This is a genomic window from Hyphomicrobium sp. 2TAF46 (assembly GCF_052114865.1).
GTDB lineage: Bacteria > Pseudomonadota > Alphaproteobacteria > Rhizobiales > Hyphomicrobiaceae > Hyphomicrobium_B.
Genome location: NZ_JBFRFO010000013.1, coordinates 12638 through 28607, shown reverse-complemented (window position 1 = coordinate 28607; position 15970 = coordinate 12638). Strand labels below are relative to the sequence as shown.

Below are 15970 nucleotides of genomic sequence, written 5' to 3'. Positions count from 1 at the left end.
CTGTTCTATGTGCGCCAACGTAACGGCCATCCAATCATTGCCGCGCGGCTACAGGTGAAAGGCACGATCAATATCGGCTTCGGTGGGATAGAGTTTTGGGTCGTACGGCGACATCAGGTAGGCCCGCAGATTTCTTGCCGATCCAAATCTCCCTTCTTCCGCGATACTCGGTTTCGCCGCTGTCGTTCAAATCATTTTTTCTCGGGTGCAACGCATCTCTGGAACGGGTTTTGTCAGACTACATTGTGAAAAATGTGGAAGGTGAAAAATCAGCATAGCGAAGGCGAAAAGCATTGGAGGAGAGAAACCGCAGCACGAGCGCTGCATTCGTGAGACGAACTTAGACGCTCGGCTGTTCTATTTTGTAACGCCCGGACAAGCCATGAGCAACGACAAAGAACTGGAAGTTGCGAAGCAAGCTCTTGTTGGCAACTCTCGTGCGATAGAGATCCGGAAAAAGTTTTTGGCCGACACGGCAAATTTTCCTAGTCCCAGCATCTTTGCGATGCGTTCAAGCGCTCTCAAAATCATCGCTCAACTCGAAAACGCGATCCACGGCATATTCCCCCGGCTCAGGCGTGAACGGCAATCGCCATTCGGATTTTCGAAGCAATCCGCCCGAATAGCCGCAAATTCCTCTAGCCCCTTTAGGTGGCAGGAAGCGATCGCTGCGTGCTAACTATGTGATGTCGGTTAGTGGCCCTTCGCGTCATTTGATGGACGTCTGCTTGAGATGGCATTGCGGCCGCCGTGCTGACGCACCAGGACGTCTAACGCGTTCGACGGTGGGTGTCCGCTTTCTCGGCGAACCAGAATAGATTGCACCGGGCAGCGCGTAGAGCTTCGCATAATGCTCACGCGCCGCTTCGGTAAAGCGTGCTGGCGTCGCCGAGAACTCGTTCCAGAAGCGATCGAGAGAGGGAATAGCCGTAGTCGGCGTCGCGATCGGGGTTGTCGGCAACAAAGCGGGAGTCTAGTTGGGCCCCATCGCTGAAGCCCAATAGTTTCAGAACTGACCGGATGGAGCCGCGAAAGTTCAGCGATCAACTCCGATCCAGGAACGGCCCAATACACGTCGCTGTCGCACATGCGGCATCCCTTTTCCGGAGGCGCTCTATATCTCCTTGTCGCGGGAGCTCGCCCGCACCTCAGAAGGCGTTGCACCGTAGCGACGCCGGAAGGTCCGATTGAAATAGGAGAGATCGCTGAAGCCGACATCGAATGCAATGGTGCCGATCTGGTGGGAGGCGAGCCTCGGATCACGCAGCATGCGATAGGCCCGGCTGAGCCTCTCCCCGAGTACGAAATCGGTGAAGCTGGTACCGCTCGCAAAAAAGAGCTTTCGCAGATAGGCCGGCGATATGCCCTGCCGGGAAGCGATCTCGGACGCCGAAAGAGAAGGCGAGCCGAGATGGCGGGCGATGTCATCCTTGATGGCGCGCAAACGTGCCGCTCGCACGCCGCGCGTTTCTACCGGCTCCTGAGATGATGAGCCAATCGCGACGATCAGGTCGGCTATATGGTCTGACGCATACCCTTCAAGATGCTCGCTTCCCTCATCGCGCAGCAGAATTCCGGCGTAGGCCTTCGCAAGGTCCTGCGCCGAGGAGTGTCGGCCGATGGGTTTCATGATTTGGGATTCCACAAGCGGTCGGCGCGCGCGTAGCCACGCACGGGGCGCTTGCAGCGCCAGCAAACGGCAGCTCCCGTGCGGAGCAGTAATTTGGGATGGTCGGTACTGTTCGATCAAAACCGATGATCCCTCGCTGAGATCAACAACCCCCGCGCCCTGAACGATGCGTATCGCTTGTTTCCCTGCGTTACACAGCAGCACGATGTTATCCGTATCCTCCAGCGCGATTTCCCGTCCTGTCCGGGTGATGGCTTTCACCGTGCCTTGAATGGTGCCGACGGCGACGTTGCGGAGAGCCGCGATTCTGAGCGAGCCCCGGAACGGCACGCTCACATCAGGATCAGCATTCAGCCGCACATAGCCGGAGGAGAGATTTTCGATCCATTGATCCTTGCGTTGGCCTTCGTCGCCGGGCAATCCGGCTGCATCAAAAATGATCCGTTGCATTATCTTCGACAGCCAGCCAGCGATGCTCGTCAATCGTTACGTCGGCTCGGTGGCCAACCAACTGCATGTAGCCCAATTATAACAATCGGTTCGAAAAGAGCCAAGGAGCGCGCAGTCCTGATCGTTGGAGCGCCCAGTCCAAGAGCGCACCGCCGACTCCGAGTACGCCTTTTCCAATAAGCGGGGAGGGGACTGTGCTGCTAAGAATTACGATTGCGACTTTGCTCGCCATCCTATGCGAGGCCGCGCAGGCGGCTGATTTGCAGGCCAAAGCATCCGTCCATGACTGGGCCGGTTTCTATGTCGGCGGAAACCTCGGATATGGATGGCAGCCCGGTCCCGTCGATTTCGGATCGGGTAACGCGTTCAGCGACGCTTATTTTGTCGGGGGCTTCGTTCCGCGATCTCAGGATATTCATGGATCAGGTCTGCTGGGCGGCGCGCAAGTGGGCGTCAATTATCAGACCGCCGGCTACGTTTTCGGCATTGAGGCGGATATTTCGGCCGCTGCGCTGAAGGGAGATGCTTCAACAGCGGTGGACGCATTCCCGGTCACGTTTGCGAGCGCGACCCAATCCAGACTCGACGCATTCGGGACGCTGCGCGGCCGCCTCGGCTTTACCCCTTGGGATAGCTCGCTGCTGTATGTCACCGGAGGTCTGGCCTTTGGTCAGGCCGAAACCTCGAGCAGCGTTGTCGGCATCAATGATTTCAGCAGCACGACCAATTGCGGCAACGTCGCCGGCCTATGCGCTTCGAACGCGGTGAAGGAGTGGCGCACGGGCTGGACGATAGGCGGCGGATGGGAGCAGGCCTTTGCCGATCACTGGAGCGTCAAATTCGAATATCTCTACTACGATCTTGGCCGGATCTCTTACGGGTTTCTGGATTCAGCATCGGGAGCGGCCTTTACCGCTTCCGATGAGCTGAGCGGCCATATCGTCCGCACAGGCATCAATTACAAATTCTAGGCGAACTATTCCTGCTCGCTCCGATAAGAGTGAGCTGCCTGTCCGAGTTTGCCCTAGGCAGCTCGATGGAGCACACGAGTGACAACAAATTGCTTTGCTGCAGCACCCGCCGGGCTTGCCGCCGTCCTCGTCGTATCGGGCCTCGTCGCATCGAGCGCCTGCGCCGGAGACTGGTCTGGCCCGGCCCCGCCGCCCACGACCCAGCCGGACTCATTACCCGTAATACGTCCACTGGGTTGAGCGTCTGATCGAAGAGTGTGCCAACAGCATATGCCGAAAGCACGAAGGCACGTCGAAAGCACTCGGTAGGAGCCATCAGCCTTACGGCGATTGTCGGGGGACTACATCCCCATCTCACAACGAAAATACTCAAGTGCGCCGTACGCGAACGTCCTCACGGATGCGCCTGCTCAGCACGCGACCTTAGGAAGACTGCGGTCATGAACATGATGCTAAGGCAAGTTCCGAAGCTTTAAGTCACGATTCTCGCCAGCATGGGCGCTGACCTTCTATGAAGGAGCGCCCATACCTGATTTCCAAAAAGACTTTCAGAATCTCACGTCGAAGTTGGCCCGGACGGATTGGTCGGTTGAGTCGGAGCCAAGCTGACCGTTATAGGAGACTCCGAGCGTCGCATTCGACGTCAGCATGTAATCGAGACCCGCCTCTAGCACCGCCACATCGCGCGCGATCGGAACGCCGCCGATGGTGAAGGCGCCGCCGCCAGCAAAGCGCATTGTCGAGAGCGGCGTCACATCTTCGAAGGTATGACGCCAGCCGACCGCACCCCTGGCGATGAGGCCTACCCCGTTGAAGTTGAATACCGCCGTGCCGCGCAGGCCAAGTGTCGAGAAGGTTGCGTCGGTGCTGGCCGAAGCGCCGGTCAGTGCTGCCGCACCGCCCCGCTCGGTGAAGCCGTCTGTCTGCAGGCTCACATAGGCGAGGTTCGCGAAAGGCTCGAACTGGACAGAACCTGCATTGAGGCCGTAGGCCAATTCACCGAAGACTTGGGCTGTACCGGCATTATAGTCGCCCTTGAGGCTGTCGACGAAGCCGGGGAACATCACGCCCCGCGATGTTGAGATGTCGTGCCAAGCGTAGGCCGCACCGGTACGCAAGGCGAGATCGCCGCCCGCTAAACCCCAATGCGTGCCGCCATAGACGCCGACATCGTAGTTATCGCTCGAGCCGGACGAGTTGCGGTCCTTCACGTTGAAGGTGGTGCGGCTGAAGCCAGCCACGGCGCCGAAGCGCCAAGTGTCGAACACCGGCGCATCGGCGCCGATGAAGAGACCACCGGTCGAACGATTGAGACGCGCCGCGTCGCCGTCACCTTGCGTATGACCCCAGGAGCCGAAACCCTGACCCCAGACAGCGAAGCGATTGGTGTTGGCTGCGACCGCCCGCGGTTCGCCGTTTTCGTAGGTGACGACCGTGCCGCCGATTCCCGCGCCGTCGTCGAAGGCCGCGCGCATGCGGTCGTTGACAGCATTGCGGATGAAGCGACTGTCCTCGATGAGCGCCGCCTTCGCCGAGGCGTGGATCTCGCCCGAGAGCCGATCAAAGGCATACTGCGCTTGTTCGGCCGACAGGCTCAGCACCGCGTTATAGACGGGATTGCCGAAGCCGAGGCTTTCCACGCCACCGCCGGTGGCGATCTGGTTTGGCGTGATGCCGATGCTTGCGAAGTCGATGTTGTTGCGGACCATCGTCAGATAAACGTTTTTGGTGTCGTAGCTGAGCCAGGGATCGAGGAAGGCGAGGTTCGAGGTCGCGCCGTCGAAAGCGCTGTTGGGCGAAAGCCCACCATTGGCGGTGAGGATCGTGTACGGGGTCAGCGCCGCGTAATTGCCTGTGCCCGCAAGAACCTTGACCGTGCCGCCGTCGATGGTCGCCGTGCCCGATGCGAGAATCTTATCCGACTCTCCCGCTGCGTTTACCTCGACCTCGTAGATCGAGTTTGGGTTGAAGGTGATGTTGCCAGCGACGTTGAGCGTGCCGATCGAGTTGCCGGGCGCGATCGTGCCGTTGACGACGGTATTGCCGATCGTGCCGATGCCCTGCAGGCGCCCGCCGGTCCAGATGTCCACCGAGCCGCCGAGCGAACCGGCAACGACAAGCGTCCCATTCACAATATTCGTCGCGCCGGTGAAACCGCTGGAATCGCCGCTCAGGATCTGGACTCCTGCGCCCGATTTGACGAACCCGCCTGACCCAGTGATCGCACCGCCGAAATCCCACGCTTGGCCATTGGCGGTGTTGATCGTCAGCGTTTTGTCGTTGATCTCGACCGTCGTCGTATTGCCCTTCTCGCTCATCAACCCCTTGATCGTATTGTCCGCCATAAGCGCGAGGGTTACCGTCGCGCCGCCGCCCACGCGCCCGAGGTCAACTCCTGAACTGGAGAAAATCACATCCGCCAAACCGAGCGTCAGTGTGCCGGCCTCGATGAATGTGCCACCCGTATAGGCTTGCACCGCGCCGAGCGTGACGTTGCCCGTGTTGCCGCCAGTGCTGTCGTCTTTGACGAGACTGCCGGAGAGCTTTGTGGTGCAGGCCAGCATCATCTGGCAGCCATCGCTGATAACGCCACTATAGGTGCCATTGGTTGCCTGATCGAAGACGACCAAGCCGCCGGCATTGACGATATTGGAGTTACCGCTTGAAACATTCGCAGTGGTAAGATCGAGGATCGATCCCTGCTCGACGATTGTCCCCCCCAAATAGTTGTTGCCGGTTCCCGTCAGTTGCAGCGTGCCGCCGATCAGGTGCATCGTGCCGCCGCCGGTGATGTTGCCTGCGAACATGCCGCCCGCATTCGACGCGAACTGCACCTCGCTTCCACCCACCGTCACGATGTTATTCGTATTGGTGAAAGACGATCCGCCGACTCGCAACGTGCCGGCGTTCACCGCGATATTGCTGCCCGTCGTTAGGGTTAGCTTGGCGCCGGACAAATCGAGCATGCCAGTGCCGGCTTTGACGATCGCCGTCGATCCGGTAGCGACGTCAGTATCCGTAATCGTGCTGGAGATCGTCGAGTCCAAATTATTCAGCGCTGCATTGGCGTTGCCGATCTGTCCGATGGTCAGCACGGTGTTCGCGCCGGAGACCGTGATCGAACTGTTGCTGCCGCCGCTATTGAGCGAGGCGAAGGCATTGCTGGCCGACATCGATAGGCTGGCCGCAGCCGGATTGCTCTTGACGTTCGATAAGTTCACCCTGCTGACGTTCAGCAGCGCGTTGGCGGCGGTCAGATTCAAGGTGCCGGAATCGATGTTTACGGCGCCCGAAAGGCCCGGCGATGCCGCGGCAAGGGTCAGCATCCCCTGGCCCGCGAGGGTCAGTCCGTTCGTGCCCGTGATCGTCGAGGATATCACATTGCCTGTAGTGCCCGCGGTGCTTCGCGCGTAGATGATGCCTTCGCTGCCGCCGAAAGCCAGCGTGCCGCCTGAGATACCGGAGGTATTGCTGCCACTTCCGCCGAGGATCAGGCCGGCCGGATCGACACCGTTGCCGAGCGTGATCGTGAAGCCGGTCGCCGTGATGGTATTCCCGGAATCGACCTTCAGCGCATAGGCCGCCGCATTTTTCGCGAGCGTCGCATTGCCGGTCTGCTCGACGATATCGCTCGCCGTCGCGGCGCGAATGCCCGAACTAGAACCAGAACCGACTTGGGTATAGGTGGCCTTGATGTAGCCTTTGACGGGGCTATAGGTCAGGAAATCGTAAGCATTCGCTCCGCCGCTGTCGGAAATCATCCAGGCCGGAGCCAGACCGTTGATCAGAGACGATGTTCCAACTCCAGAGAAGACGAATTCGCTCGCACCGAGCGACGTCGCGGACGTTGGCTGGATGAAGAGTGTCGATCGGTCTGTGCGGGTGACGCCGTTAGTGAGGTTGACGGTCGTATGGCCGCTGCCCCCGGCCTTGAAGGCCAAGGTGGAGGTCGCGCCGGTGGCGTTCGTCGTGTTCGTGCCGCTGATATTGAGCGAACCGAATGTCACCGCGCCATCGTTCGCGCTGCTGTTGGTCACGGTAAGCTTGCGTTGCACATCGGTGAGCGAGCCGGCGAACGAGGTCGCGAACCCGTTGGTGTCGAAGGTGCTGCTGCCGGTCAGCGCCAGGCTGCGAACCGAATTGAAGGAGGCGCCCGCCTGGAAGGTTCCACCGTCGAGGATGATCTGGCCGATTGTATAGGCGGGACCGGTCGTATTGCCCAACGCCGCATCGCTCGAAGCCTGCAACGTGCCGCCCGAGATGATCCAGTTGCCGTAGAAATAGGGATTGCTGCCTGCAGTCGGGGCAAGAACGACCGTTCCGCCTCCCGTTTTCGCTATGGTGAGGTCGGAGAAACCGTTGGCGTTATCGTCCAGCGAAACGATCATCCCCGCCAGCGTGACGGTATTGCCGTTCGGGTTGATGATCGCGGTTTCGCCGCCGACACCAATTGGCCGATCGAACGTCATCGAACTGTTGATTTGCAGCGTTCCGTTGCCCTCGCTGAGGCTGTTGAAAACGATGCCGTTCGCGGCGCGCACGTCGTCGGCAGTGTGAATGCTCGAAATGGCCGGATTCGACGGGCTTGCCGCGCCGAGGTTGGTGTCGCTGCTGACAACCAGCGTGCCCGCGAGAATCGTGGTGCCGCCGGCATAAGTGTTATTGCCCGACAGCGTGACCGTGCCGCCGCGATCGGCCCCAAGTTGCAGGATGAAGCCGGTCGTTGAAGCTGGTGTGCCGATGGTTACGGTCCCGAGATCGAGACCACGCAGGCCGGTGAATCCGCCATTGCCATCCAGCACGCCACTGTTGACGGTATTTGTGTCGATGACGCTCGAGATATTGAGGCTGTTCGAAAGAATGTAACCCGGAAGCTGCGCCACGGTGACGTCCGTGCCGCCTTGCTGAAGCTTCGTTACATTGGCGCCGTTGAGATTCCACTGAGTCGCAAGCGCAATGTCGCCCGGCGACAGATACGGCAGGCCAAGTCCGTTGTTCGCGTTGCGGTAAGCGTTCGCCCAAATGAAATCGGAGTAGTAGGCGGCAGTCTTGTCGAGACCGGGAATCGAGGAGCCGACAGCCCCGGTGACGTTCGCAGCCGTCGGAAACAGCTTTGAACTCTTGTTCTTCAGAATTCCATATTCCAGTCCCCGATAGGGGTCGTTGGTCATGCCGGAGAGCGCCGATGGAATCGGGGACCCGGTGAGCGGATCGACAGGCGTCACAACGCCATTATCGAGCGGCAGCAAAAAATTGCTGGCCTGCATTTTGGCCCAGAACTCGGCCTCGGTCAGATTTGAATAGTTCGCGATGACATTGACATAGACCAGCGGATTCGACGCGCCGTATATCGACTGTTGCAGCGACGTAAACGTATGATGGCCATTGGTCAGATAAAGCTTGCCGCCAGGGCCAATAACCACCGGCTCGATGCTGCCGCCCGTCAGCAAATCATTGGCGAGCCCTGACGGAGTTAGCAGATCATAGGCGGAGACTTTCTTGCCGATCTCCGCAAAACCCAGATTGGCCTGCGTCGGTAGGATGTCGTTGACCCGCACCGTGTAGAGCGCGGTTGGCCCGGCGGCAATGCTCGCAGCTACGCTCGCGTCGTAGTTCTGAAAGGCCGATGCAGGGAGCTGCCCCGCCACGCCTGGATCGGCCAAAATAAGAGCGGCGACCGACGCGGAGCACAACAACTTGAAACGCCGATGCAAGCTCCCCTGAGACTTCCGATATCCGCTAACGCACGCGACTGAACGCACCAACCCCACGACTGAAAACAACATTCGCTACCAACTCTCCGCCCCAAACCGGCGGGCTAACTAGGACAGTTGCATAAAGCATTTGTGACGATTCTCCTCTTCAATGGCCGCAATCGAAGAAGTCCGCGGAGCACGGCCAAACGACAACACTTAGGGTCATTGACTACCGTTGGGCCGCCTCGCGAACGGCAGCTGTTCAGCGGGATTCTTCTTCGCGTCACTCACATCGATAACGGCTTCGAAGTCGTTTGTGGGATTGAGCGGCCGTTCTGACGGATTGTCTACGATGGCCGCTATTGGCCCAAAGTAGCGTCGTTACTCGGTCGGGCCGTCTTCCGCTGACCGTCGCTAAGAAGGAAATAGTCCATCGGAAGTGTACCGGATCGGCTATCGATCAACCTTAAAGATGATGCAAAAGTTCTCATCTTCATCATCTCAAGAATTTGAATGCGCGCCGATATTCTCTAAGTATCGGCTTGATGTCGTCGACTCGCTGAACGCCCCCGACCATCCATGGATAAGCTCTCTCATTTTAAGAAGGCTCAGCTTGGCTTCTTCGACGTCCTTGCCGCCCGCCTCCATCAAGGCCATTAGCCTGGTCAGTAGGCTATAGTGCTGCGCACGCCGAAAAGAGCTCCGTCCGGGATGGCTGACGCTGGCGCGGTGGGGTTCGGAACATTTCCCCCAGGATGCACGATATATTGAAACAACGGCTGCACCGTCCAGCCCGGCACAATCTGCGACTGATAGTTTAGCTCGAAAGTCAGCTCATAATCTCGAAGCGGCTGGTCGACTCCGGTGAAAGCGATTGTGTCGCGATCGAGGGCCCGCGCACGATCCGACATGTGCCCGTAGAGGAACGAAGCACCGAATTTATCATCTGGTCGGCTCGGCAGCATGCCCGAGAATACGATACCGCCATCGAGATAGAAGTCGACCAAATTGCGGTCTGATGGAGTTCCGGCGATACGGCCGAACACACTAATTCCTCTGTTTGCATCTCCCCCTTGGGGCCGATAGATCTGTTGATCGATGATGCCGTAAATACCGCTCGTTTCACGAAACATGCGGGCCCGGCCGCTACTTAACGGGCTCGCGAGCGAGAGATGGGTGTCGTCGAATCTCTGGTCCTCAAACCGCCCTAAGTGCTGCCATGCGCCAAGGCGCAGAATTCCAGCCAAGCCTTTGGCATCCTTCACCTGATTGTAGCGGTATTGTAGCTCGCCCATCAGAAGTGGCGGATCATCGATTGGGAAGTTGGTCCCATGGCGATTGACCGTAGCCTGATTGCCGGGGTCGCCGTTGAACAGCGCGACCAGTGCCGTCCAATTCTCGGTTGGCTCGAACTTCAATCGAACACCGGGCGTTGCCAGGGGATAGGCCGGCCCGCCACTGGGTAAGTTGGCGCCCGTGATCAGCGGCCAATCGCTGCTAATAAATACCTGACTGACGTCGCTGATGAAGAATTCCGCATCTGCGGCGAGTTGGCCAAAACGAATGCTAAAGCGGTCGTTGAAGAGCTTCTGTTCCAGCCACAGCTCAGAAAGCCGCGTCGACGGCGTCGCTTCGATGTTGCTTATCGTGAGCAGGCTTTGAAAATGATCGTCGCGTGGGCCTGACGTTTGATGGATCTGGAACGCATTGGCGAAAAAACTCAGCCCCGATATGCCAGCGACTTTCTCCAAATCTACATCGACAAAACCTTCGAGCTTGCCCTCATAGAGCGCGCCGCGCCGAACGCCCCCGGACACGTTGCCGAGCGCTTCGCCGGTATAAATGACGCCGTAATTGACTCCACGCTGGGCTAGCCATTTGCGGGCGCCTGTCGGGTCGCCGTTGGCTGGCAAACTTGTGGCAATAGAGGGTGTGGGGATGCCGTCCGGGCTATTCTTCGCGTCATCCGCAAGGGCGGGATTCGCCGCGAAAATCCCCGACGCCAAAGACGCGGTCGCAGCAAGAAGCTGAGGCCCCCACAGTCGCTGCAAGCGCATGCCAATTGCAACGATGGTCCGCGTTAGCTCCCAATCGATCATGCGAGGAGTCACGTCGCAATCCCCTTATTGCGAAATTTTGCCACCAGAACGGCGATCGGGTTGGCGAAACTGTCGTCTGGTGCTGCCCCAGATGATCGGGAGTGGACCGGCCACCAACCCTCAAAGTCGATTAATTTCTCGAGTAACTTGTGCACCCGCTCTTACTGCACACGTTCAAGCCTTTGCGTCGGCATTTTTCATTTGCGCTCCGAATAGCATCGGGCTTCGTGGCCGCTGGAGGACCACTGACCATGTGCCATCTGGTGGGAGACATGCTGTAGCCGTAAGCGTTGCAAACCCAATACCCCTCAGCAGGACGCGCGTCTGAACGGGCTGCCGTCGTCATCGCCAGCGCAGCCACGACAATTGTGACTGACCTATGCACGAATAGCCGCATTTGCTCTTCGCCCCCGTTTTTTTTCAGGTTCGTTGCTCGTCACGATTGCTCATCGACGGCTGTTTGATTTTCGCCTTTGTGAGCCGGCCAGCATTACATAGTCCTTACAGCGGAGCCGGCTTGCGGAGCGCAGCTATCGCCATTCCGGTCAGCGAATTGCGTCCTGTTAGTACGGAGGGCCTTTGTTGATGCCATTTGGGCACTCAATAAATTCAACGCCTAATAACCAGTTGAAATAACAGAATCGCGATGTCGGGGTTTATTGGACGCATAAATCGGTCTGCCACACATATTCGCAGGCATAGAATCAAAGATCGAAACAAGCCGATTTCAAACCGCGTGAATTTTATTGATGGAAGCTAGCTACTTGCAGTCACGCGCAAACGCAAAGATGCCTACCGAGCTATTTCAAATAAAGCGACGAGCCCACCGCGCGTCGCCTCATAGCGCAATTGCGCCTCCATCAACCGGCCAACAAGCTCGATGTAATTCATTTGGCTTTCGGTTCGGGATCGTGTGGCATCGAGCAGATCCATAATTGATCCACCCCGCAATCGATAAGCATCCTCTGCCATGCGCTTCAGCTCCGGAAGGCGCGGCGCAACAGATTTCTGAAAATTCTTGAGCGCTTGAGTGCGCTCGACGACTTGCGACCGAAACTTTGTAAGATCGGCCTCAAGTTCCACCTCGGCAACTTGCCTTTTCAAGGCGGCCGCCTTGCTTTCCGCTTGCGCCTTTTCGACGGCACCAATACGGGTGTCAAAAATCGGCACCTCAATAGACACGCCGACACTTGTCGTAGCGCCGTAAGGATTGTCCGTCCAAAATCGATCGCCGGTCAGCGAAACTTCGGGAAATCGTTCGCGCCGCGCCGCCTCGACGCCAGCGCGCGAAAAGGCCTCGTCTCGCCGCGCCGCCACAATGTTGGGATGGTCGGCAATTGCTGCGAGATCCTCGGAACCGACGACGATCGACCAAGGCTTCAGCTTATTGACCCCGCGAGGCCGCCAATCTTTGTAACCGCAAATGGAGGCAAGTTGTCCTTGCCGCTCCGCAAGGTCTGATTTTGTCTCTGCGATGTCCGTACGAAACGATGACATCTCGACATCGAGCCGGAGTGAGTCATATTCGCTGGCCATGCCGCTCGCCTGCCGTCCGCGAACGATGTCACGAAGACGCGCCAGCTCCGTTTGATGCTCCATTTGCGTTTTGAGCTTTTCCTGCGCCACCAGGAGACCAATGTAGGCGGCACCAGCCTCCACCGCTCTGTTAATTCCCGATGCTGTTGCTCGCGCGGCCGCGGCCTCGATACCCTTCTGTGCCGCTTCCTTCCGCGCTTGTCGCTGGCCGCCAATCAAGAGAGGCATCTCGATCGAGACGTCGTGCGCATTTTTGCTCGAAAAGTTTGTGAGCTCTCCCGGTTGATGCGACCCAGTATAAGAAAGCTTGGGGTTGGGATAAGCGCTGGCCGTTTTTTTGTCGGCGCGCGCCGCCTCCACATCCTGCTCGTCCAAAGCTGCACGCGGGCTATCGCGAAGCGCAAGATCGAGTACCCCACGAAGCGTTATCTGTGCAGGCAAAGATTGAGCATTCGCTCCGCACGACATCGCGAAAAATATGAACAATGCCGAGATCCGCTTCATAGCGCTATTTCCTTGCTTTTCACCTCGCGCGGCACAAAGAGGCTGTAGAAGACGGGCAGTACAAAGAGTGCGATGATCAGCGTCGTGACCATGCCGCCAACGATGACCAACGCGAACGGACGCTGCGTCTCGCTACCAACACTTGTCGACAAGGCCATTGGCAGCAGCCCAAGCATCGCCAGGGTGGAGGCCATCAGGACAGCCCGAAGCCTTTCGACGGAGCCTGCGACGATGGCATCGCGAACGCTGACACCGGAATGGCGAAACTCATCAATGGCAGACAGAACGAGCACGCCCATGAGAGAAATCTGGCCAAGGAGCGCGATAAACCCGATCGCCGCACTGACCGATAGGTATGTCCCTGTCAGCAGCAGGGTGAATATTCCCCCAGTGATCGCAAAGGGAACGGTTGCAAGCACGAGCAGTGCATTTCTCAGGCTGTTCATCGCCGCGTACAGCAACACCAGAACGAGCACGACCGCCAGCGGAACGATCACCATAAGCCGCTTCGCGGCGCGGTTCTGATTTTCGAATTCGCCACCCCAAACAAAGTAATGGCCATCGGGGGCCGTAACGGAAGCGTCAAGCGTTTCGATCGCTTCGCGAACTACCGAGCCCATGTCGCGGCCCTTGACATTGAACTTCAATGCGAGAAAGCGAACATTGCCTTCTCGAACAATCGATGCGGCGCCACTCGCGACCTTGATGTCGGCAAGCCCCTTAAGGCTCACGCGCCCGCCCGACGGCGTCGGGATGGAGAGAGCATTGAGCTTTTCGATGTCGTCCCGAGCAGTCTTGGCAAGTATCAAACGGACCGGCACTGGCCGTTCGCCTTCCCACAATTGTGTAGCAACGCGACCTGCCAAAGCCGTCTCGATCGTTCGGGCGGCGTCTTCGATCGCTATTCCCGAGCGCGCGAGCGCCTGTCGGTTGAGATGAATTTGAAGCTGGGGAATAAACGCGTCGCGATAGAGGTCGAGTTCTGTAACGCCGTCGACTTTCTCGATCACGGCCTTCGCCCGCAGGAGCGTGGACCGCATGAGCTCTAAATCATCGCCGAAAATCTTGAGAACCACTTTGCCGCGCACACCGCTGACGGCTTCCTCAACGCTATCCTTGATAGGCTGAGAGAAGTTGAACCGAACACCTTTGATCTCGGCGAGCGAAGATCGCATCGCCTGAACAAGTTGCGGTTTCGTCCATTTCGTTTCCCATTCGGGCTCCGGTCTGAGCTTCACGAAGGTTTTCAGCATATTGACGCCTTCGTTGTCAGTGCCGTCCTCAGGCCGGCCATGTTCCGTGTGAACTTCCGAGACTTCCGAGAACTTTTGGAGCCGTCCGTGCACATCAAGCAGAATTTCTTGCGCCTTTTCCATCGATATGCTGGCTGGCATTTCGACGAATATCGCAATGTCACCCTCGTCCAATTCCGGCAGGAACTCGGTACCGAGATTTCTTGCCGCGACCACCCCTGAGAGGAGCAACACGGCAGCCACTGTCAGCGTCACACTTCTATTGGCGAGCAATCGTGCAAGCCCGTCGCGATACATCTCGCGCAACTTTATGAGCCACCGTGGCTCCTCAATGAAAGCGTGCTTCGGACGAAATGCGAAGGCACACAAAGCTGGGATCAGCGCCAAAGAAAAAACAAGTGCGCCAGCAAGCGCGAACGCGTAAGTCAAGGCCAACGGCCGAAACATCCGGCCCTCGACCGACTCGAGCGTGAACACGGGCATCAGCGCCGCAATGATGATGAGCATCGAATAGAGCGTCGGCCGGCCAACACTCACGGCCGACTGCACAATAAGCCTGATCACCCCAATGCGCGTTTTAGGTCTTTGAGCATTGAGTGCATGAAAGACGCTTTCGACCAGAACGACGGCACCATCAACGAGTATTCCGAAGTCGATGGCCCCCATAGAGATCAAATTTGCGGGCAGGCCTAGTGAATACAGGCCAATGAATGCGACGAGAAGCGAGAGCGGAATCACGGTCGATACGATCGCCGAACCGACCACGCTGCGCAGAAACAACCAGACGACCGCAACGACGAGGATAAATCCGTGTAGTAGATTTTCGTGCACGGTTGCAAGCGTGTGCTCTACCAGTACGCTGCGATCGTGCGCGATATCAATGCGCATACCTTTCGGTAGAATACGATTATTTAGCTCATCGACCTTTTGGTGGATGCCATCGAGAACGACCGAGGGATTCTCCCCGCGTCGCATCAAGACAAGGCCCTCGACCACCTCTTTGCTATCATTCCAAGCTACCGAACCGCGTCGCGGCGTAGCGGCCATTTTCACCGTTGCAATGTCGGAGATCGTGAGAGGTGAGCCATCCTTCGACTTTAAGGGTATTTTTTTGATATCCTCGGCCGATTGCAGCAGTCCGATACCACGAATTGTTAGTTCTTGATCGCCCTGTCGCAGGAAGCCGCCGCCGACGTTTAGATTGGCCTTGGTAATTGCATCTTCCAGTTCGCGGATCGTAAGGCCGGCGGCATAAAGTCGGCTCGGGTCGACCTCGACATGAAGCTCCTTGAGAAAGCCTCCGAACGGAACGACGTCGGCAACACCCTGCACTTGGCGCAGGACACGCGTGACGTTCCATTGCATTTCGGAACGCAATTGGTAGAGATCATGCGCGTCGCTCTGCAGTCGAAAACGGAAGATCTTTCCGAGCGGGGTTGCTTCCGGCGCTAGAGAAGGAGTCACGCCTTCGGGAAGCTCGGCGCCGCTCATGCGTTGCGCGACAACCATGCGGCTAATGAACGGATCCGCATCGTCTGCGAAGATTAACGTGACGATGGAGAGTCCGAACAAGTTTTCGCTTCTAAGCAGCGTCATTCCCGGCGTGCCATTCAATGCACGCTCCAGCGGCACGGTGATCTGCCGCTCAATTTCCTCGGCCGCATAGCCCGGCATCTGGGTGATTACCTGCACCTGTGCGTTGGTGACGTCAGGGTAGGCTTCGATCGCCGTTCTAAGATAAGCGTGAACGCCAAATGCCGCCAAAATCAGCGTCATAAAAACAATAGCGCTTCGGCGCTCGATGCATTGCTCGATGAACAGTTTGAACATT

General features: G+C 58.0%; 7 protein-coding genes and 1 riboswitch. Of the genes, 2 read left to right on the top strand and 5 right to left on the bottom strand.

Annotated features, from left to right (window positions below; genetic code table 11):
* Positions 1-382 precede the first annotated feature (382 nt).
* The gene (locus tag AB4Z24_RS21405; RefSeq protein WP_441711501.1) at positions 383-679 is read left to right on the top strand and encodes a hypothetical protein; all 297 of its coding nucleotides are present in this window, start codon (positions 383-385) and stop codon (positions 677-679) included.
* A gap of 435 nt (positions 680-1114) precedes the next feature.
* Here AB4Z24_RS21405 and AB4Z24_RS21400 read toward each other — a convergent pair whose 3' ends face one another.
* Positions 1115-2080 (bottom strand): helix-turn-helix domain-containing protein, encoded by a 966-nt coding sequence (locus AB4Z24_RS21400; RefSeq protein ID WP_441711499.1) that lies wholly within the window; start codon positions 2078-2080, stop codon positions 1115-1117.
* 194 nt (positions 2081-2274) lie between these two features.
* Here AB4Z24_RS21400 and AB4Z24_RS21395 point away from each other — a divergent pair, with 194 nt between their 5' ends.
* Positions 2275-3051, top strand: coding sequence for an outer membrane protein (locus tag AB4Z24_RS21395; RefSeq protein ID WP_441711497.1), 777 nt, complete (start codon positions 2275-2277; stop codon positions 3049-3051).
* Between the two features lie 299 nt (positions 3052-3350).
* Positions 3351-3411, bottom strand: a riboswitch (Fluoride riboswitch).
* A gap of 188 nt (positions 3412-3599) precedes the next feature.
* Here the strand turns inward: AB4Z24_RS21395 and AB4Z24_RS21390 are convergent.
* The 4 genes from AB4Z24_RS21390 to AB4Z24_RS21375 all read right to left on the bottom strand — a co-directional run bounded on the left by AB4Z24_RS21390 (position 3600) and on the right by AB4Z24_RS21375 (position 15969).
* Positions 3600-8699, bottom strand: a complete 5100-nt coding sequence (locus AB4Z24_RS21390) for an autotransporter domain-containing protein (protein WP_441711495.1) — start codon at positions 8697-8699, stop codon at positions 3600-3602.
* A gap of 713 nt (positions 8700-9412) precedes the next feature.
* Complete coding sequence (locus AB4Z24_RS21385; RefSeq protein WP_441711493.1) at positions 9413-10858, bottom strand: carbohydrate porin; 1446 nt, start codon at positions 10856-10858, stop codon at positions 9413-9415.
* A gap of 780 nt (positions 10859-11638) precedes the next feature.
* Positions 11639-12886 carry a TolC family protein gene (locus tag AB4Z24_RS21380; RefSeq protein WP_441711491.1) on the bottom strand — a complete coding sequence of 416 codons (1248 nt, stop codon included), beginning with the start codon at positions 12884-12886 and terminating at the stop codon, positions 11639-11641.
* Positions 12883-15969, bottom strand: a complete 3087-nt coding sequence (locus AB4Z24_RS21375; protein ID WP_441711489.1) for an efflux RND transporter permease subunit — start codon at positions 15967-15969, stop codon at positions 12883-12885. The genes AB4Z24_RS21380 and AB4Z24_RS21375 overlap by 4 nt, the downstream gene beginning before the upstream one ends.
* Between the last annotated feature and the right edge of the window lies 1 nt (position 15970).

Coding starts and splice junctions, on each gene's coding strand:
- AB4Z24_RS21375 (WP_441711489.1), bottom strand. CDS start 15,969: ATGTTCAAACTGTTCATCGAGCAATGCATCGAGCGCCGAAGCGCTATT.
- AB4Z24_RS21405 (WP_441711501.1), top strand. CDS start 383: ATGAGCAACGACAAAGAACTGGAAGTTGCGAAGCAAGCTCTTGTTGGC.
- AB4Z24_RS21400 (WP_441711499.1), bottom strand. CDS start 2,080: ATGCAACGGATCATTTTTGATGCAGCCGGATTGCCCGGCGACGAAGGC.
- AB4Z24_RS21380 (WP_441711491.1), bottom strand. CDS start 12,886: ATGAAGCGGATCTCGGCATTGTTCATATTTTTCGCGATGTCGTGCGGA.